Annotated in this window: 15 protein-coding genes; 4 read left to right on the top strand and 11 right to left on the bottom strand. The window is 72.2% G+C overall.

The features are described from left to right. Positions 1-3 precede the first annotated feature (3 nt). Genes zwf through pgl form a run of 3 tightly spaced genes read left to right on the top strand, consistent with a single transcriptional unit; the run spans position 4 to position 3,376 of the window. Positions 4-1,536, top strand: a complete 1,533-nt coding sequence (gene zwf, locus ACIGO8_RS21765; RefSeq protein WP_399732984.1) for a glucose-6-phosphate dehydrogenase — start codon at positions 4-6, stop codon at positions 1,534-1,536. Further along, complete coding sequence (opcA, locus tag ACIGO8_RS21760) at positions 1,533-2,597, top strand: glucose-6-phosphate dehydrogenase assembly protein OpcA (protein WP_399732981.1); 1,065 nt, start codon at positions 1,533-1,535, stop codon at positions 2,595-2,597. The genes zwf and opcA overlap by 4 nt, the downstream gene beginning before the upstream one ends. Next, positions 2,594-3,376 (top strand): 6-phosphogluconolactonase, encoded by a 783-nt coding sequence (pgl, locus tag ACIGO8_RS21755; RefSeq protein ID WP_399732978.1) that lies wholly within the window; start codon positions 2,594-2,596, stop codon positions 3,374-3,376. Before opcA ends, pgl begins: the two co-directional genes overlap by 4 nt. Before the next feature lie 88 nt (positions 3,377-3,464). Here the strand turns inward: pgl and ACIGO8_RS21750 are convergent, their stop codons facing one another. From ACIGO8_RS21750 to ACIGO8_RS21730, 5 genes are all read right to left on the bottom strand, one after another. Next, positions 3,465-5,102, bottom strand: coding sequence for a PH domain-containing protein (locus ACIGO8_RS21750; RefSeq protein WP_399732974.1), 1,638 nt, complete (start codon positions 5,100-5,102; stop codon positions 3,465-3,467). Further along, on the bottom strand, positions 5,099-5,599 hold the full coding sequence (locus tag ACIGO8_RS21745; protein ID WP_399732971.1) for a PH domain-containing protein: 501 nt from the start codon (positions 5,597-5,599) through the stop codon (positions 5,099-5,101). Before ACIGO8_RS21745 ends, ACIGO8_RS21750 begins: the two co-directional genes overlap by 4 nt. 4 nt (positions 5,600-5,603) lie before the next feature. Further along, the gene (gene pgi, locus ACIGO8_RS21740) at positions 5,604-7,256 is read right to left on the bottom strand and encodes a glucose-6-phosphate isomerase (RefSeq protein WP_399732968.1); all 1,653 of its coding nucleotides are present in this window, start codon (positions 7,254-7,256) and stop codon (positions 5,604-5,606) included. A 103-nt stretch (positions 7,257-7,359) separates the two neighbouring features. Continuing rightward, complete coding sequence (locus ACIGO8_RS21735; protein ID WP_399732965.1) at positions 7,360-8,124, bottom strand: sugar isomerase domain-containing protein; 765 nt, start codon at positions 8,122-8,124, stop codon at positions 7,360-7,362. Between the two features lie 149 nt (positions 8,125-8,273). Continuing rightward, positions 8,274-9,191 (bottom strand): N-acetylglucosamine kinase, encoded by a 918-nt coding sequence (locus ACIGO8_RS21730; protein WP_399732962.1) that lies wholly within the window; start codon positions 9,189-9,191, stop codon positions 8,274-8,276. Positions 9,192-9,291: 100 nt separating this feature from the next. Here ACIGO8_RS21730 and ACIGO8_RS21725 point away from each other — a divergent pair, with 100 nt between their 5' ends. After that, positions 9,292-10,152, top strand: a complete 861-nt coding sequence (locus ACIGO8_RS21725) for a MurR/RpiR family transcriptional regulator (RefSeq protein ID WP_399732959.1) — start codon at positions 9,292-9,294, stop codon at positions 10,150-10,152. A gap of 52 nt (positions 10,153-10,204) precedes the next feature. On the opposite strand, the gene ACIGO8_RS21720 is transcribed toward ACIGO8_RS21725, so the two are convergent. From ACIGO8_RS21720 to ACIGO8_RS21695, 6 genes are all read right to left on the bottom strand, one after another. After that, positions 10,205-10,540: an RNA polymerase-binding protein RbpA gene (locus tag ACIGO8_RS21720; RefSeq protein ID WP_003957010.1), complete on the bottom strand. Its 336-nt coding sequence runs from the start codon at positions 10,538-10,540 to the stop codon at positions 10,205-10,207. Positions 10,541-10,617: 77 nt separating this feature from the next. Then, positions 10,618-10,848 carry a preprotein translocase subunit SecG gene (gene secG, locus ACIGO8_RS21715; RefSeq protein WP_030205174.1) on the bottom strand — a complete coding sequence of 77 codons (231 nt, stop codon included), beginning with the start codon at positions 10,846-10,848 and terminating at the stop codon, positions 10,618-10,620. A gap of 107 nt (positions 10,849-10,955) precedes the next feature. Then, complete coding sequence (gene tpiA / locus ACIGO8_RS21710) at positions 10,956-11,732, bottom strand: triose-phosphate isomerase (RefSeq protein WP_399732956.1); 777 nt, start codon at positions 11,730-11,732, stop codon at positions 10,956-10,958. A gap of 7 nt (positions 11,733-11,739) precedes the next feature. Beyond that, positions 11,740-12,951 (bottom strand): phosphoglycerate kinase, encoded by a 1,212-nt coding sequence (locus ACIGO8_RS21705; RefSeq protein WP_399732953.1) that lies wholly within the window; start codon positions 12,949-12,951, stop codon positions 11,740-11,742. A gap of 110 nt (positions 12,952-13,061) precedes the next feature. Next, positions 13,062-14,069, bottom strand: a complete 1,008-nt coding sequence (gap, locus tag ACIGO8_RS21700; RefSeq protein WP_399732950.1) for a type I glyceraldehyde-3-phosphate dehydrogenase — start codon at positions 14,067-14,069, stop codon at positions 13,062-13,064. 247 nt (positions 14,070-14,316) lie between these two features. Continuing rightward, positions 14,317-17,268 carry a M14 family zinc carboxypeptidase gene (locus ACIGO8_RS21695; protein ID WP_399732947.1) on the bottom strand — a complete coding sequence of 984 codons (2,952 nt, stop codon included), beginning with the start codon at positions 17,266-17,268 and terminating at the stop codon, positions 14,317-14,319. Between the last annotated feature and the right edge of the window lie 70 nt (positions 17,269-17,338).

Genomic DNA, 17,338 nt, shown 5'->3' with positions numbered 1-17,338 from the left:
ACCTTGAGCGCAGTCACCGGAGCCAACCCGCTCCGTGACGCCGCAGACCGACGGCTCCCGCGCATCGCGGGGCCGTCGGGTCTGGTGATCTTCGGTGTCACGGGCGATTTGTCCCGTAAGAAGCTGATGCCTGCCGTCTACGACCTCGCCAACCGGGGTCTGCTGCCGCCGGGCTTCTCGCTCGTCGGCTTCGCCCGCCGTGAGTGGCAGGACGAGGACTTCGCGCAGGAGGTCTACGAGGCCGTCAAGCAGCACGCCCGCACCCCGTTCCGCGAGGAGGTGTGGCAGCAGCTGATCCAGGGCATGCGGTTCGTCCAGGGCGACTTCGACGACGACGACGCCTTCGACCAGCTCAAGACCACCATCGAGGAGCTGGACAAGGCGCAGGGCACGGGCGGCAACTTCGCCTTCTACCTCTCCGTGCCGCCGAAGTTCTTCCCGCTGGTCGTCCAGCAGCTCAAGAAGCACGGCCTGGCCGACCCGAAGAACGGCTCCTGGCGACGCGCCGTCATCGAGAAGCCGTTCGGCCACGACCTGGCCTCCGCCAAGGAGCTCAACGAGGTCGTGCACGAGGTCTTCAAGCCCGACGCGGTCTTCCGCATCGACCACTACCTGGGCAAGGAGACCGTCCAGAACATCCTGGCGCTGCGCTTCGCCAACACCCTCTTCGAGCCGATCTGGAACCGGTCCTACGTCGACCACGTGCAGATCACCATGGCCGAGGACATCGGCATCGGCGGCCGCGCCGGCTACTACGACGGCATCGGCGCCGCCCGTGACGTCATCCAGAACCACCTGCTGCAGCTGCTCGCGCTGACCGCGATGGAGGAGCCCGCCTCCTTCGACGCCGACGCGCTCGCGGCCGAGAAGACCAAGGTGCTCGGCGCGGTGAAGCTGCCGAAGGACCTGGCCAAGTCCACGGTCCGGGGCCAGTACGCGGCCGGGTGGCAGGGCGGCGAGCAGGCCGTCGGCTATCTCCAGGAAGACGGCATCGACCCGCAGTCGAAGACCGACACCTACGCGGCGATCAAGCTGGAGATCGACAACCGCCGCTGGGCGGGCGTGCCCTTCTACCTGCGCACCGGTAAGCGGCTGGGCCGCCGGGTCACCGAGATCGCGGTCGTCTTCCAGCGCGCCCCGCACTCGCCGTTCGACCAGACGGCGACCGAGGAGCTCGGCCAGAACGCGCTGGTCATCCGCGTCCAGCCGGACGAGGGCGTCACCGTGCGCTTCGGCTCCAAGGTGCCGGGCACGCAGATGGAGGTCCGGGACGTGTCGATGGACTTCGCCTACGGCGAGTCCTTCACCGAGTCCAGCCCCGAGGCCTACGAGCGTCTCATCCTCGACGTCCTGCTCGGCGACTCCAACCTCTTCCCGCGGGTCGAGGAGGTCGAGCTGTCCTGGAAGATCCTCGACCCGATCGAGCAGTTCTGGGACAAGCACGGCAAGCCCGCGCAGTACCAGTCCGGGACCTGGGGTCCGGTCGAGGCGGACGAGATGCTCGCACGAGACGGCAGGAGCTGGCGCCGGCCATGAAGACCGACCTGACGGACACCACGTCCTCCAAGATCAACAAGGCGCTGGTGCTCGGGCGGCGGGCCATCGGCACCCCGGCCGTCGGCATGGTGCTCACCCTCGTCATCGTCACCGACGAGGAGAACGCCTACGACGCGCTGAAGGCGGCCAACGAGGCGTCCCGCGAGCACCCCTCGCGGACCCTCGTCGTCATCAAGCGGGTCTCGCGCTCCCCGCGGGACCGCGCCAAGGCGCGGCTCGACGCCGAGGTCCGCCTCGGCGCCGACGCCAGCACCGGCGAGACGGTCGTGCTCCGGCTGTACGGCGAGGTCGTCGACCACGCCCAGTCGGTGGTGCTGCCGCTGCTGCTGCCGGACGCGCCCGTCGTCGTCTGGTGGCCGGTGAACTCGCCGACCGACCCGGCGAACGACCCGCTGGGCGCCCTCGCCCAGCGCCGTGTGACCGACACGTACGCCGCCGAGCAGCCCATCCAGGAGCTGGCCGCGCGCGCGGACGCGTACACCCCGGGCGACACCGACCTGTCGTGGACCCGGATCACCCCGTGGCGCTCGATGCTGGCCGCCGCGCTCGACCAGGTGGTCTGCGAGGTCACCTCGGCCGAGGTGGCGGGCGAGGAGTTCAACCCGAGCGTCGAACTGCTCGCCATGTGGCTGGCCGAGCGGCTGAAGGTGCCGGTGCGGCGCTCGAAGTCGGCCGGACCCGGTCTCACCTCCGTACGGATGGAGACCAACACGGGTCCGATCGTGCTCCACCGGCCGGACGCCTCGCTCGCGACGCTCTCCATCCAGGGCCAGCCGGACCGTGCCGTGGCGCTCAAGCGCCGGGAGACGGCCGAGCTGATCGCGGAGGAGCTGCGCCGGCTCGACCCGGACGACACCTACGCGGCGGCGCTGAAGTTCGGCCTGGAGCGGCTGGACGAGGAGGCGGCCGGCGCCGCCGCCGAGGCGGCGGCCGAGGAGGTCGCGGTGGCCGAGGAGGTCGCCGAGACCGTCGAGGCCGAGGCCCCGGCGGCCAGGAAGCCCTCGAAGAAGGCCCCGGCCAAGAAGGCGGCGGGCTCGTGAGCACTCCCCAGCTGGTCGTGCACCGCGACAAGGAACTGATGGCCGAGGCCGCCGCGGCCCGGCTGATCACCAAGGTCGTGGACGCGCAGGCCGCCCGCGGCTCCGCCTCGGTCGTGCTCACCGGCGGCCGCAACGGCAACGGGCTGCTCGCGGCGCTGCGTTCGGCGCCCGCCCGGGACGCGATCGACTGGTCGCGGCTCGACCTGTGGTGGGGCGACGAGCGTTTCCTGCCGGACGGCGACCCGGAGCGCAATGTCACCCAGGCCCGCGAGGCGCTGCTCGACAGCGTTCCGCTGGACCCGGCGCGGGTGCACGCGATGCCGGCTTCGGACGGCCCGTACGGCTCCGACGTGGAGGCCGCGGCCGCGGCCTACGCGGCCGAGCTCGCGGCGGCGGCCGGCCCCGGCGACCACGGCGGAGTGCCGACCTTCGACGTGCTGATGCTGGGCGTCGGCCCGGACACGCACGTGGCCTCGCTCTTCCCGGAGCTGCCGGCGGTCCGCGAGACCGAGCGGACGGTGGTCGGCGTGCACGGCGCGCCCAAGCCGCCGCCGACCCGGGTCTCGCTGACCCTTCCGGCGATCCGGGCCGCGAAGGAGGTCTGGCTGCTCGCGGCGGGCGAGGACAAGGCGAAGGCCGCGGCCATCGCGCTGTCCGGCGCGGGTGAGGTGCAGGCCCCGGCGGCCGGTGCCTACGGCCGCGCGCGGACGCTGTGGCTGCTCGACGCGGCGGCCGCCTCGGAGCTGCCGCGGAGCCTGTATCCGCCGGCTTCGGCCTGACGGCCCGACAGCCCTGAAGGCTCCGAAGGCCCCGAAAGCTCCGTAGGCCGTGGCGGTCTGACGGCCCGACGGCCGGTGGAGGCCCGGTTCACCCGCTGGTGGACCGGGCCTCCGGCGTTTCCGGAGGCCGTACGGGCTCCACGGGCCCGGCCGGCCCGGTCGCCTCGACCGGCTGGGCCCCCTCGACCGGCCCGGCCGCCTCGACCGGCTCGGCAGGCCCGGCAGGTTCCAGGAAGGGCGTGAGCAGGCCGGGTACGGCCTCGGCGGCGAAGGCCAGGCCCTCGCGCTCACCCGCGTCGTACACGGTGTAGGCGCCGTCCCCGGCGGCCGTCGTCGCGCTGAGCGTGAGCACTCCGGCGCGCCGCTGGAACCAGGACTGCTTGACGGTCCAGCCGATGACTCCGGCGCGCTGGAGCGCGACGGTGGAGCGGCGGACGGTGCCCGAACGGGTGATGAGATACGGGCCGCTGACGCCGTGTCCGAGACCGCGGTAGGCGTCGAGGGCGAGGCACAGGGCGAGCGGTGTGACGAGGACGGCGAGCCCGCCCGCCACGTACAGGAGCACGGGCGTCAGCCAGGCGCCGAGCGCGGCGAGGACGGCGGCCGGGCCGAGTCCGGCCGCGAGCGCCCACCGCAGCCGCCGGGTGCGGGCGGCGCGGGGATGCGCGGTGAGCGGGGCCGCGGTGGGCGGCTCGGGCTCGCGCAGCACGCGCGCGGCCACCCGGTCGGCGACGGCGCGCGGCGCGGCCGGCATCAGGTTCTTGAGGTCGCCGTGCCTGTCGTCGTCGTCCTGGGCGAGGCCGGTGGCGACGGCGTCGACGCGGGCGGCGCGGAAGAGGCGCACGCCGAGCGGCTCGACGAGTTCGACACCGCGAAGGCGCCGTTCCTCCAGCGAGACCGAGCGCGCGGTGAGCAGGCCGCGGCGGACCCGCAGCGTGCCGCCCGGTTCGCGTTCCAGGCGGTAGCCGGCCCACATCTCGGTCCACAGGCCGAGGGCGCCGATCATGCCGGCGGCGGTGGCGAGCAGGGCCAGGTCGACGATCGTCCAGAGCAGCGAGACGTCCTCGAAGCGGTCCCCTATCCAGTGCAGGACCTCGGCTTGGGCGCCGAACCAGTCGCTGACCTGGAGGACGGCTCCGGCCGCCGCGCCGCCGAGCAGCGGGGCGACGAAGGAGACCGGGGCGTAGCGGATCCAGCGCGGGTCGAGGGAGGCGAGGACGCCGTCGTGGGCGGTGTCCTCGCCGGCGCCCACGGGCCGGGAGAGCAGGACGCGGCGCAGGTGTTCGCCCTCGGCCCGGGCGACCAGGTCGAGTTCCAGGGTGGACTCGCCGTCGGTGTGCTCGCCGGTGCCGATCCTGACCTTGACCAGGCCGAGAAGGCGCTCGAGCGGGTTGGCGGTGAGGTCGACGCTGCGGACGCGTTCGCGGGCCAGCGAGCGGCGGGTGACGACGAGGAGCCCGGTGTGGAGGTCGACGCGTTCGGGGCCGACTCGGTAGCGGGTGCGGCGCAGCCGGATCCAGTCGGCGGCGGTGCCGCCGCCGACGAGCAGGACGGCGCCGGCGAGGACCCAGGCGACGGCCTGCCAGACAGGGCGGGAGCCGGAGGTGAGGCTGAGGAAGGCGGGCAGCGCGGCGCCGCCGGCGACGCCGCACAGGACGAGGGCGGCGGCGAGCATGGTGCGCGGTTCCAGCCGGCGCCAGTCCTCGTCCTGCCCACCGCCGCTCATGTCGCGTCCCCGGGAGTGGCCCGGGTGAGCCGGGTGAGGCGCTCGGCGAGCCCGGCGGCCAGCGCGTGGTCGAGGCCCTCGATCCGGAGCGCGCCCTTGGAGGAGGCCGTCGTCACCGTGACGGTGGCCAGCCGGAAGGCCTGTTCCAGCGGGCCTCGCACGGTGTCGACGGTCTGGATCCGGGTCATGGGCGCGATCCGCCACTCCTGCCACAGGGCGCCGGTCCGCACGTACACGGCGTCCTCGGTGATCTCCCAGCGGTGCACCCGGAACCACCAGGCGGGGAGGAACGCGGTGCAGGCGAGGCCCGCCGCCGCCACGGCCGCGGCCGCCGCGAGCAGCCAGAACCGGGCGGATCCGATCAGCGCGCCGAGCAGGACCAGGACCGCGACCGGCAGCAGGGTGGCGACCAGCAGCCGCGCCCGCCACCAGCCGACGGCCCGCCCGTCCACGGCGTTCCTGGGCGGCCGCAGCCGCACCGCGTCCTCCCCCGTCATCCCGTTACCGGCCGCGCAGCGAGCGGTAGGCCGCGACGAGTCCGGCGGTGGAGGAGTCGAGCTGCTCGGCTCCCGTGCCCTGGGTCAGGACCGGCTCGATCTTCTTGGCGAGGACCTTGCCGAGCTCGACGCCCCACTGGTCGAAGGAGTCGATGTTCCAGACCGCGCCCTGGACGAAGACCTTGTGCTCGTAGAGCGCGACGAGCTGGCCGAGGACGGACGGGGTGAGGCCGTCGGCCAGGATCGTGGTGGTGGGGTGGTTGCCCTTGAAGGTCTTGTGCGGGACGAGTTCCTCCGGCACGCCCTCGGCCCGTACCTCCTCCGGCGTCTTGCCGAAGGCGAGCGCCTGGGTCTGGGCGAAGAAGTTGGCCATCAGCAGGTCGTGCTGGGCGACCAGGCCGGGCAGCAGGTCGGCGACGGGCTCGGCGAAGCCGATGAAGTCGGCCGGGATGACCTTGGTGCCCTGGTGGATCAACTGGTAGTAGGCGTGCTGGCCGTTGGTGCCGGGCGTGCCCCAGACCACGGGCCCGGTCTGCCAGTCGACCGGCTGCCCGTCGCGGGTGACGGACTTGCCGTTGGACTCCATGTCGAGCTGCTGGAGGTACGCGGTGAACTTCGACAGGTAGTGCGAGTACGGCAGCACGGCGTGCGACTGGGCGTCGAAGAAGGCGCCGTACCAGACGCCGAGGAGGCCGAGCAGGAGCGGGGCGTTCTCGGCGGGCGGGGCGGTGCGGAAGTGCTCGTCGACGAGGTGGAAGCCGTCGAGCATCGCCCGGAAGTGCTCCGGCCCGATGGCGATCATCAGGGAGAGGCCGATGGCGGAGTCGTACGAGTAGCGTCCGCCGACCCAGTCCCAGAACTCGAACATGTTGGCGGTGTCGATGCCGAACTCCTCGACCTTCTCGGCATTGGTCGACAGGGCCACGAAGTGCTTGGCGACGGCTTCCTGACCGGCCCGCAGCTCGGTGAGCAGCCAGTTGCGGGCGGAGGTGGCGTTGGTGATCGTCTCGATGGTGGTGAAGGTCTTCGAGGCGACGACGAAGAGGGTCTCGGCGGGGTCGAGGTCGCGGACGGCCTCGTGCAGGTCGGCGCCGTCGACGTTGGAGACGAAACGGAACGTCAGGTCGCGCCGGGTGTAGGCGCGCAGGACCTCGTAGGCCATGGCGGGGCCGAGGTCGGAGCCGCCGATGCCGATGTTGACGACGTTTTTGATCGGCTTGCCGGTGTGGCCGGTCCACTCGCCCGCGCGGACCCGGTCGGCGAAGGCGGCCATCTTGTCGAGGACGGCGTGCACCTCGGGGACGACGTTCACGCCGTCGACCTCGATCACGGCGTCGCGCGGGGCGCGCAGCGCGGTGTGCAGGACGGCCCGGTGCTCGGTGTTGTTGATCTTCTCGCCGCGGAACATGGCGTCGCGCAGCTCGGCGACGCCGGTGGCGGCGGCCAGGTCGCGCAGCAGCGCGAGGGTCTCGTCGGTCACCAGGTGCTTGGAGTAGTCCAGATACAGGTCGCCGACGCGCAGTGTGTATCCGGTGCCGCGCTCGGGATCGGCGGCGAACAGCTCGCGCAGGTGGGTGTCGCCCAGCTGCTCGCGGTGCTTGCCGAGGGCCGCCCACTCGGGCAGCTGGTTGAGCCTGGTGCGGCCTGCGTTCGTCATCTCGACATCGCCCATTTCTTCGTCTTGCTCCATGTCCGGCGTGTGTACCCCGCTGCACCTCCAACCTAATTGATGACGTGTGGATAAGCGTTCAGCCGCCCGCTCAGTGCCCGCCGCGGTGCAGCCGTCCCGCGTAACGGGCCTCGAGGAGCGCGTTGCGTTCGTGACCGCCGGGGAGGTTGGCGGAGACGTAGACGGGCGGCTCGTGTCCCTCGGCGAGGAGGAGGGCGACGGCCTCGGCGACGACCATCTGGACGAGGAGCGAGGAGGTGAGGGTGGAGATGCCGCACAGCGCGCCGCCGTCGGGCAGCGGCAGCACGGCGTCGCCGGCCGGTGCGCCGTTGTCGAGGACGGCGTCGGCGAGGTCGGCGAGGCGCTTGCCGCTCGCGTGGAGGGCGGGCACGGCGTGGGTGTGGGCGAGGGAGGTGAGGGCGACGAGAGGGTGTCCGGCGCCGGTGACCTTCAGGGCCAGCTCGACGATCGCGTTGTTGACGCCGGAGTTGGAGATGATGACGAAGAGGTCCTGCGGGCGGGGCGTGGCGAGGGCGTAGAGCCGGTCGGCGAGCCCGGGCGACCGTTCGAGGAGCGGGTCGCGGAGGATCGCCGGGTCCTCGCCGCCGCGCAGGACGAGGTCGGCGAGCGCGATCCGGCTCGTCGGCACCAGCCCTCCGGCCCGCCCGGCGACTTCGAGCGCGGCGGCCTGGGAGTGGCCGGTGCCGAAGGCGTGGATCACTCCGTCGGCGGCCACGCAGTCGGCGAACAGGCGCGCGGCGGCGGCGACGGCGTCCTTGTTGGCGGCGGCGACCTGGTCGACGGACGCGCGGGCGAGATCGGCGAACCGGTCGGCTCCGAGGGGGTGTTGGGCCATGACGGACGCTCCTCTGGTTGACTGAACCAAGCTGTGGCAAGTCGGCCGGTTCAATGAACCAGTCGGCCGAGTGCGCGTCAAGAGGGCGCCGGGCCGGCGCGGCAGGTGGGCCAGGCAGCGGACCCGAGCCGCCGCGCCGAGCGGCCCCGTCAGGCCAGCAGCCGGGCCAGGGCGACCGCGCCCGGGAGGCCGTCGGGGACCGGGGCCGGGGTCAGGCCCAGGGGCCGTACGCGGTCCGTGAGACGGGACAGCAAGGGGCCGCCGGGGCCGAGGAGGCCGCCGGTCACCACCAGCGGCTCGCCCGGCCGCGGCTCCAACGCCCCTACGGTCGACGTCAGTTCGGCGGCGGCCCGGTCCAGCAGCTCCTCGGCGACCGTGTCACCCCCGGCCGCCACGCCCACCACCAGCGGGCTCAGCTCGGCCAGCCGCACCGGACGGTCCGCGTACGCGAAACGCACCACGTGCTCCTTGCTCAGGCCGCCGCAGAGCGCCGCGACCGGCTCCGTCAGGGCCGTCGCGGGGCCCCGCCCGTCGAGCGCCCGCAGCACCGCCCGCAGCGCCTCCCGGCCCAGCCAGAAGCCGCTGCCCGCGTCCCCGAGCAGCCAGCCGTCGCCGTCGGCGGCGCTCACCATGCGGCGGCCTCGCACCCGCGCGCCCACCGCGCCCGTGCCGGCGATCAGGACCAGCCCGTCCGCCGGTGTCCCGGGCCCGGCCGCGAAGGCCACCTCGGCGTCGCCGCGCACGTCCACCCGTACGGCACGACCGGCGCCCAGCCCGGCCAGCGCGGCCTCCACCGCCGCCAGGGCCTTCTCGCGCCCGCCGCCCGGCCCGCCGCCCGCGAAGCCGGCCACCACGGCCGCGGGCGGCCCGGCCCCGGGCCCCAGCGCGCCGCGCAGGGCCTCGGTCAGATGGCGTACGAGAGCGGCGGCGGGCACGCTCAGCGCGTTGCCCGGGCCTCCCGTGCCCTCGCCCAGCGTCCGGCCGGTCGCCGCGTCGGCGAGCCGTGCCCTGGTCCGCGTACCGCCCGCGTCGATGCCGACGACCCGTTGAATCCTGGATTCGTTCATCAGCCCGCATGGTGGTTGATAGATTCACCCACCCACAAGGCCCCGGGCCGCGCAGCCCGGACCTCGGACCACGGACCTCCAGCCCCGGAAGGCGACCCGCATGATCACCGCACTGATCCGCTCCGAACTCCCGCGGATGTCCGGCTCCTTGCGGAAGGTCGGCGACTGGGTCCTGGCGGATCCCGCCCGGATCGCCGGCCTGTCCGCCGCCGAGGTCGGCCGCCTCACCGGCACCTCGCAGGCCACCGTGACCCGCTTCTGCCGGGCGCTCGGCCTCGACTCGTACCAGCGGCTGCTGCTCGAACTCGCCCGGGAACAGGGGCACGACACGGCGGTCGGCCAGGAGGAGGCACCCGGGCCGCTCGGGCCGGAGATCGGGCCGGACGACCCGCTGGACCTGGTCGTCGCCGCCGTCGCCCGCGCCGACCTGCAGGCCCTGCGCGCCACCACCGAGCAGCTCGACCTCGACGCCCTGGAGCGGGCCGCCCGCGCGCTCGCCCGGGCGCGCCGGATCGACGTCTACGGCGTGGGCGCGTCCGGTGTGCTCGCCCTGGAGACGCAGGCCCGGCTCTTCGGCATCGGCTGCGAGGCCCGGGCCTGGACCGAGGTGCACGCGGCGGAGACCTCGGCCGCCCTGCTGACGCCCGCGGACGCGGTCGTCGCGCTCTCCCACTCCGGCGCCACCCGCGAGGTCCTCGGGCCGCTGCGGCTCGCGTCCGAGCGGGGCGCCGCGACCGTGGCGGTCACCGGCGACCCGCGCTCCGCGGTGGCCCGCGCGGCCGGCACGCACCTCACCTCGACCGCCGCGCCCACCGGCTTCCGGCACGGCGGCTTCGGCACCCGGCATTCGGTGCTGCTGATCCTCGACTGCCTCTACGCGCGCGTGGCGCAGCTGACCTACGCGCGCGCCACGGCCTCGCTCGCGCTCACCGCGCACATCGCCGACGGCCACCGGAAATGACGAACGGGCCCCGCACGCCTGCGAAGCCCGTTCATCGGATGGTCATGACCGCTCAGATCTCGCCGCGGAGCTTGGCGAGCGCCTCGGCGAGGATGGCCTCGCCGTCCGCGTCGCTGCGCCGCTCCCGCACGTACGCGAGGTGCGTCTTGTACGGCTCGGTGCGCGGCGGGTCCGGCGGGTTGTCCCGGTCCTGGCCGGCCGGGAAGCCGCAGCGCGGGCAGTCCCAGGTGTCCGGCACCTGCGCGTCGCTGGCGAAGCTCGGCTGGGTCTCGTGCCCGTTCGAGCACCAGAAGGAGATGCGGAGACGCGGTGCCGACTCGCCCCGCTCGGCCTCCCCCATCGGCCCCGCTCCGACCCGGCTCCCCCGGATCGCGTTGCCACTTGCCACGGTCGTAACTCCCTGCGTGATGGTGCTCGAAGATGCCCCAGTCTACGTAAGGCCCAACGCGCGTCCAGTGATTGGAGTTACCCGTCCAACTTCATCAGCAGACCAAGTACGACAATGCACGCGAACCACAGCAGACCCACCACGACGGTGATGCGGTCCAGGTTGCGCTCGGCGACCGAGGAGCCACCGACGGACGACTGCATGCCGCCACCGAACATGTCGGAGAGGCCGCCGCCCTTCCCCTTGTGCATCAGCACGAGCAGCATCAGCAGCGCACTGAAGACGATCAGGGCGATCGAAAACCCCATAACCACGGCTGGACCAACTTCCTCGGACTTATACGGACGGGGGCCGGACAGGGTACCTGCCCGACCCCCGCAAGGGTACGACGGATCGTCGCCGCAGCTCTACATCGTCACTGGTCGCGGAAGCGGACGATCTTGACGAACTCGTCGGCGTCCAGCGAGGCGCCGCCGACCAGCGCGCCGTCGATGTCGGCCTGCGCCATGATCTCGGCGACGTTGCCGCCCTTGACGGAGCCGCCGTACTGGATGCGGACCTTGTCGGCCAGCTCCTGGGAGTACAGCTCGGCGAGCTTGCCGCGGACGGCCGCGCAGACCTCCTGGGCGTCCTCGGCGCCGCAGACCTTGCCGGTGCCGATCGCCCAGACGGGCTCGTAGGCGATCACGATCGACTCGGCCTGCTCGGCCGGGACGTCCTTCAGACCGCCCTCGACCTGGGCCAGGGTGTGCGCGACGGCGTTGCCGGCCTCGCGGACGTCCAGCTCCTCGCCGACGCACAGGATCGGGGTCAGGCCGTGCTTGTAGGCGGCCTTCACCTTGGCGTTGCAGACCTCGTCGGTCTCGGCGTGGTACTGGCGGCGCTCGGAGTGGCCGACGGCCACGTAGGCGCACTTCAGCTTGGCCAGCATCGGGCCGGAGATCTCGCCGGTGTACGCGCCGGAGTCGTGCGCCGAGATGTCCTGGGCGCCGTACTTGATCTTCAGCTTGTCGCCGTCGACCAGGGTCTGCACGGAGCGCAGGTCGGTGAAGGGCACGAGGACCGCGACCTCCACGGCGTCGTAGTCCTTGTCGGTCAGCGCGAAGGCGAGCTTCTGGACGTGGGCGATGGCCTCGAGGTGGTTGAGGTTCATCTTCCAGTTGCCCGCCATCAGCGGGGTACGGGTGCTCATAAAGGGGTCAGTCCTCCAGTGCGGCGAGGCCGGGAAGCGTCTTGCCCTCAAGGTATTCGAGGGAGGCGCCGCCGCCGGTCGAGATGTGGCCGAAGGCATTCTCGTCGAAGCCCAGCAGCCGGACGGCCGCGGCGGAGTCGCCGCCGCCGACCACGGTGAAGGCCGGGGAGTCGACGAGCGCCTGGGCGACGGCCTTGGTGCCCTCGGCGTAGTCGGGGTGCTCGAAGACGCCCATGGGGCCGTTCCAGAAGACGGTGGCCGCGTCGGCGAGCTTCGAGGCGTACAGCGTGCGGGTCTCCGGGCCGATGTCCAGGCCCTCCTGGTCCGCCGGGATGGCGGTCGAGGCGACCGTGGTGGGGTTGGCCGGGGCCTTGGTCTTCAGGTCCGGGAAGTCGGCGGAGACCAGCACGTCGACGGGGAGCAGGAACTCCACGCCGCGCTCCTCGGCGCGCTTCAGGTACTCCTGGCAGGCCGGGATCTGGTCCTTCTGGAGCAGCGAGATGCCGACCTCGTGGCCCTGGGCCGCGAGGAAGGTGTAGGCCATGCCGCCGCCGACGAGGATGCGGTCGGCCTTCTCCAGGAGGTGGTCGATCACGCCGAGCTTGTCGGAGACCTTGGCGCCGCCGAGCACGACGACGTACGGACGCTTGACGTCGTCGGTGAGCTTCTTGAGGACGCCGACCTCGGTGGCGATGAGGTGGCCGGCGTAGTGCGGCAGCTTGCCCGGGAGGTCGAAGACCGAGGCGTGCTTGCGGTGCACCGCGCCGAAGCCGTCGCCGACGTAGACGTCGGCGAGCTCGGCCAGCGCGGCCGCGAAGGCGCCGCGCTCGGCGTCGTCCTTGGAGGTCTCGCCGGCGTTGAAGCGGAGGTTCTCGATGACGGCCACCTGGCCGTCGGCGAGGCCCGCGACGGTCGCCTTGGCCGAGTCGCCGACGGTGTCGGTGGCGAAGGCCACGTCGGACCCGAGCAGTTCGCCGAGCCGGGTGGCGGCCGGGGCGAGCGAGAAGGCCGGGTCCGGCGCGCCCTTGGGGCGGCCGAGGTGCGAGGCGACCACGACGCGGGCGCCGGCGTCGGCGAGCGCCTTCACGGTCGGGAGGACGGCGCGGATGCGGCCGTCATCGGTGATGGTGGTGCCGTCGAGGGGCACGTTGAGGTCGGCGCGGACGAACACCCGCTTGCCGGAGACGCCCTCGGCGAGCAGCTCGTCGATCGTCTTCATCTGTTTCTCTGACTCCTTGGTACACGCGGTGGAGCACACGACACAGGGCTCGCGCAGCGCGCCATCGCGCTGCCCGAGCCCTGCTTCACATCGAAAGCCCGCTCAGAAGCTTAGAGCTGGCCGCCGACGAAGACGGTGAGGTCGACGAGACGGTTGGAGTAACCCCACTCGTTGTCGTACCAGCCGAGGACCTTGACCGAGTTGCCCTCCTGGACCATCGTCAGCGACGAGTCGAAGGTGCAGGAGGCCGGGTCGCCGACGATGTCGGAGGACACGATCTGGTCCTCGGTGTAGAACAGGTAGCCCTTGAGCTCGCCGTCCGCGGCCTTCTTGAACGCGGCGTTGACCTCGTCCTTGGTGACCTCGCGGGAGAGCTCCACGACCAGGTCGGTGACCGAGCCGGTCGGGACCGGGACGCGCATGGCCATGCCGTCGAGCTTGCCCTTGAGCTGCGGGAGGACCAGGGCGGTGGCCTTGGCGGCACCCGTCGTGGTCGGGATGATGTTCTCCGCGGCGGCGCGGGCGCGGCGCAGGTCCTTGTGCGGGAAGTCCAGGATGCGCTGGTCGTTGGTGTACGCGTGGACCGTGGTCATCAGACCGCGGACGATGCCGAAGTTCTCGTCGAGGACCTTGGCCATCGGCGCGACACAGTTGGTCGTGCAGGAGGCGTTGGAGATGACGTCGTGCTGCGCCGGGTCGTACTTGTCCTGGTTGACGCCCATGACGATGGTGATGTCCTCGTCCTTGGCCGGAGCCGAGATGAGGACCTTCTTGGCGCCACCTGCGAGGTGCTTGGCGGCGTCCTCGCGCTTGGTGAAGATGCCGGTGGACTCGATGACGATGTCGACGCCCAGCTCGCCCCAGGGGAGATCGGCCGGGTTGCGCTCGGAGAGCACCTTGATGGTGTGGCCGTCGACGGTGATGGTGTCGGCGGTGTGGCTCACCTCGGCCTTGAGGCGGCCCAGGATGGTGTCGTACTTCAGCAGGTGGGCCGTGGTCGCGGTGTCACCCAGGTCGTTTACGGCCACGACCTCGATGTCGGCACCCTGCTCAAGGAGCGCGCGGAAGTAGTTGCGACCGATACGGCCAAAGCCGTTGATGCCTACGCGGATCGTCACGAACCGATCTCCTCGTTAGGTACGCCGGGTTTCGACGCCCGGCGAGCTTCTTTTTTGGGATGTCCCCGACCGCTTACGACCCTACCTCTCCGGATGGCTCCGCGTGACATCGAGTGGGGCCTGACTCGCCCGGAAACCGCTGGAAAAAGGCCGACAGCCCTTGCCTACCAAGCGGTAAGGGCTGTCGGCGGACTTCGATTTCAGTCACACAGAGTGACGATTTCCGGTGCTCGCCTGAGCACTCGATTCAGCGTCGGAGCGAACTGAGTGCCGTTCCGAGCAGAGTTGCCCGTTCCGTCGCATTCGGGATGTGCTCCAGGCCGAAGCCGAGGAGCACGGTGTCACGGGTGGTGACCGCCGCCTGGGAGTGGAAGAGGGCTCCGGAACGGGTCCAGTCGCTGCCGTTTCCGGGACTTCCGGCCGGCGGACCCGGTACGGACCAGCTTCCGGTCCCGGTCTCGAAGCCCTCGGTCTCGACCGTGGTGCCCGCCGTGAGCCGGACGTCGTCCACGAAGGCGCCCATCTCCCCGGTGCCCGGGTCGGAGACGTAGGAGATCGCCAGCTCGACCTTCTTGCCGGCGTAGGCGCTCAGGTCGATGCTCGCCTGCCGCCAGCCGTTGGAGGGGCCGGTGAAGGCGTTCCAGGCGCCGGTGGTGCCGGTGGGCGCGCAGCCGTCCTGGCCGACGGTGAGGTAGTGGCCGAGGAAGGGGTGCTCGCGGACGTAGTAGCCCTCGCCGCAGTCGGCGGGCGGCTCGGTGGAGGTGCCGCCGTTGGCGTCGGGCAGCGTGGTCCAGTCGTCCTGGCCGGCGGTGCGGGCCTCCACGATCAGGTTGTCGTAGCCGGGCTCGGTGTCGTAGCTGACCTGGAAGGACAGGTTCGGCTTCGAGGCGGCGGCGACGCCCGTCAGGTCCACGGTCCGCGCGAGCCGGCCCCAGGTGCCGTCGGAGTGGCGCAGGGCGGCGAAGCGGCTGCCCTCGTACGGCTCGAAGGGCGTGCGGACGCCCGGGTACTCGCCGGCCGAGGCGCTGCTCGCGAACTGCGGGAAGCGGTCGGGCTTCAGCGTGTCGGAGGTGACGGTGTAGGCGCCCGCGTTGTCGAGCGGGTTGTCCGCCGCGGCCCCGAGGCCCGTGCCGGCGCCGCCGAGACGGCCGGATCCGGCGAAGGAGGGCGGGCCGTTCAGGCCGGACCGCTGGTAGGCGCCGAGGTAGTACTGGGCGAAGTCGTTGGACTGGGCCCGGCCGACCTGGACCAGGCCGCCGGACTTCTCGCCCGCGTTGATCAGCTTGCCGCCCTCGTTGAGATAGGCCCGGACGGCGAGCAGGGCGGGGCCGGAGGGCTGCTCGGCGCCGGTGTACCAGACGACGGTACGGAAGTGGCTGAGCACGCCGAGGGCGTGCGGGGCGCCCTGGGTGGCGACGTCCCAGACGGCGGCCCGGCGGCCGTTCGCGGCGAGCGCCTTCACATAGGCGTCGGTGTGCCGGGCGGCGGTAGTGCCGCCCTCGTCGGCGAGGACGAGGACGTCGGCGCGGGGCCGCTCGGCCACGGTGTACGTGAACGGGGCGGAGGTGGCCGGCCGGCCCTTGCGGGTGCGGGCGGTGTACCAGACCTCGACCGTGTCGCCGGTCCTGGCGCGCTGGACCGTCGCGCGGTACTCGTCGAAGTAGAGGTTGTCCTCGCCGCCGAAGGTCTCGCCGCCCTTCCAGGGCTCGAGGGCCTCGCGGTGGGTGCGTCCGCCGTTGATCCGGTAGTTGAGGGTCTTGCCGCGCAGCGACTTGCGGGCGGTGACGGAGACCTCCTGGCCTGCGCCGCGGGCGTAGGAGGTGGTGAAGGCGTCCGGGGTGAAGTCGGGGGCCTCGATGCCGACCGGGGAGACCGGGCGGTCGGGGTGGGCGGCGCTCTCGGCGACGGCGAGCGCGAACGGGACGTTCTTGGCGAACTCGGCCTGGATCAGCTTCTCGTCGTCGGGGAAGGTGAAGACCGAGGCGCAGTCGGCCGGGTCCCAGGCGTCGTTCGGGTCGACGCGGGACGCGGTGGCGCAGGTCGACATCTCCGGGGTGAACATCTGCATCTTGTTGACGTTGGCCGCGTGCCCGTCGGCCTCGCCGTTGGTGATGTAGAGCTCGGAGGAGACCTGGGAGCGGTAGCCCGGGACGGCGGGCTTCTGCGGGGTGCCGGCGAGCGCCCTGAGGGCCACGTCGTCGGGCGTGTCGGTGGCGACCTGCCAGCCCACGCCGTAGAGCAGCAGCTGCGCGGCGGAGTGGTAGTTGATGCCGTAGCGGAAGCCGATGCGCTTCTCGAAGGCGTCCAGGGCCCGGGTCTCGGGCTCGGACATGGCCCGGGCGCCGCGGAAGGTCTCGTCGGCCGGGTCGGGCGAGGAGCCCTCGTCGTCGTAGCCCCACTTGTAGGCGAAGTTGCGGTTGAGGTCGACGCCGTCACCGGGGGCGATCCGGCCGTCGCCGTCGTTGTCGCGCAGGTTCTTGCGCCACTGGCGGTTGGCCGGGTCGGCGTGGGTGAAGTCGTAGCCGTCGGGGTTGGCGGACAGCACGAACCACAGCTCGGTGGTGTCGACGATCCGCGTGATCCGCGGATCCTTGCCGTAGTTGTCCAGGTAGTGGTGGAGCAGCCTCCGGGTCATCTCCGGGGTGATCCACTCGCGGGCGTGCTGGTTGGACATGTACAGCGTGGCGGGCCTGCTGCCGTCCTTGGTCCTCGCAGCGCCCTTGGTCAGCTTCAGGGCGAGGATGTCCTGGCCCTTGAGGGTCTTGCCGATGGAGACGACCTTGGTGAGCGCCGGGTGGGCCCGCGCGGTGTCCAGGATCTCCTGCTTGAGGCCGCCCTTGCCGCCGTACGGGCGGAAGACGCCGTCGCCGGCCTTCTCGACCCGCTTCTCGGCCTGGGCGGTCAGGGTGTGCTCGCTGAGCGCGACGCCCTGCCCGCGCAGCTGCCCGGCCTGCGCGCCGGTGAGGTAGAGCTCGACGGTGGCGGCGCCCCGCGCGGGCACCTGCTCGCTCAGCTCCTGGGCGTCGGCGCCGGCGTCGAGGAGGAGCGGCAGCTGTTCCCTGGTGACGGTCGCCCGCCACACGTGCAGGGCGTCCCCGTCGTTCCCGTCGTTCGGCCGCGCGCCGGCGGCGGGTGCCGCCGCCAGGCCCGCGATCAGCAGTGAAGCCGCGGCGAGGATCGATCCCGCTCTGCGTCTCATCAGCCCCCCTTGCCTTGTCTGTCACGAAAGTGAACAGACGCCAGGCTCGTGGTGGCTCATGGGGCTGTCA

The organism is Streptomyces sp. NPDC053493 (assembly GCF_044544825.1).
Classification (GTDB): Bacteria; Actinomycetota; Actinomycetes; order Streptomycetales; family Streptomycetaceae; genus Streptomyces.
This window is presented reverse-complemented; position numbering and strand designations above follow the sequence as displayed.

What these genes read in the sequence shown, in the direction of transcription:
- opcA (WP_399732981.1), top strand. Translation starts at nt 1,533, where the DNA reads ATGAAGACCGACCTGACGGACACCACGTCCTCCAAGATCAACAAGGCG.
- ACIGO8_RS21725 (WP_399732959.1), top strand. Translation starts at nt 9,292, where the DNA reads ATGATCACCGCACTGATCCGCTCCGAACTCCCGCGGATGTCCGGCTCC.
- ACIGO8_RS21730 (WP_399732962.1), bottom strand. Translation starts at nt 9,191, where the DNA reads ATGAACGAATCCAGGATTCAACGGGTCGTCGGCATCGACGCGGGCGGT.
- ACIGO8_RS21695 (WP_399732947.1), bottom strand. Translation starts at nt 17,268, where the DNA reads ATGAGACGCAGAGCGGGATCGATCCTCGCCGCGGCTTCACTGCTGATC.
- secG (WP_030205174.1), bottom strand. Translation starts at nt 10,848, where the DNA reads ATGGGGTTTTCGATCGCCCTGATCGTCTTCAGTGCGCTGCTGATGCTG.
- ACIGO8_RS21750 (WP_399732974.1), bottom strand. Translation starts at nt 5,102, where the DNA reads ATGAGCGGCGGTGGGCAGGACGAGGACTGGCGCCGGCTGGAACCGCGC.
- ACIGO8_RS21705 (WP_399732953.1), bottom strand. Translation starts at nt 12,951, where the DNA reads ATGAAGACGATCGACGAGCTGCTCGCCGAGGGCGTCTCCGGCAAGCGG.
- ACIGO8_RS21745 (WP_399732971.1), bottom strand. Translation starts at nt 5,599, where the DNA reads ATGACGGGGGAGGACGCGGTGCGGCTGCGGCCGCCCAGGAACGCCGTG.
- pgi (WP_399732968.1), bottom strand. Translation starts at nt 7,256, where the DNA reads ATGACGAACGCAGGCCGCACCAGGCTCAACCAGCTGCCCGAGTGGGCG.
- ACIGO8_RS21735 (WP_399732965.1), bottom strand. Translation starts at nt 8,124, where the DNA reads ATGGCCCAACACCCCCTCGGAGCCGACCGGTTCGCCGATCTCGCCCGC.
- tpiA (WP_399732956.1), bottom strand. Translation starts at nt 11,732, where the DNA reads ATGAGCACCCGTACCCCGCTGATGGCGGGCAACTGGAAGATGAACCTC.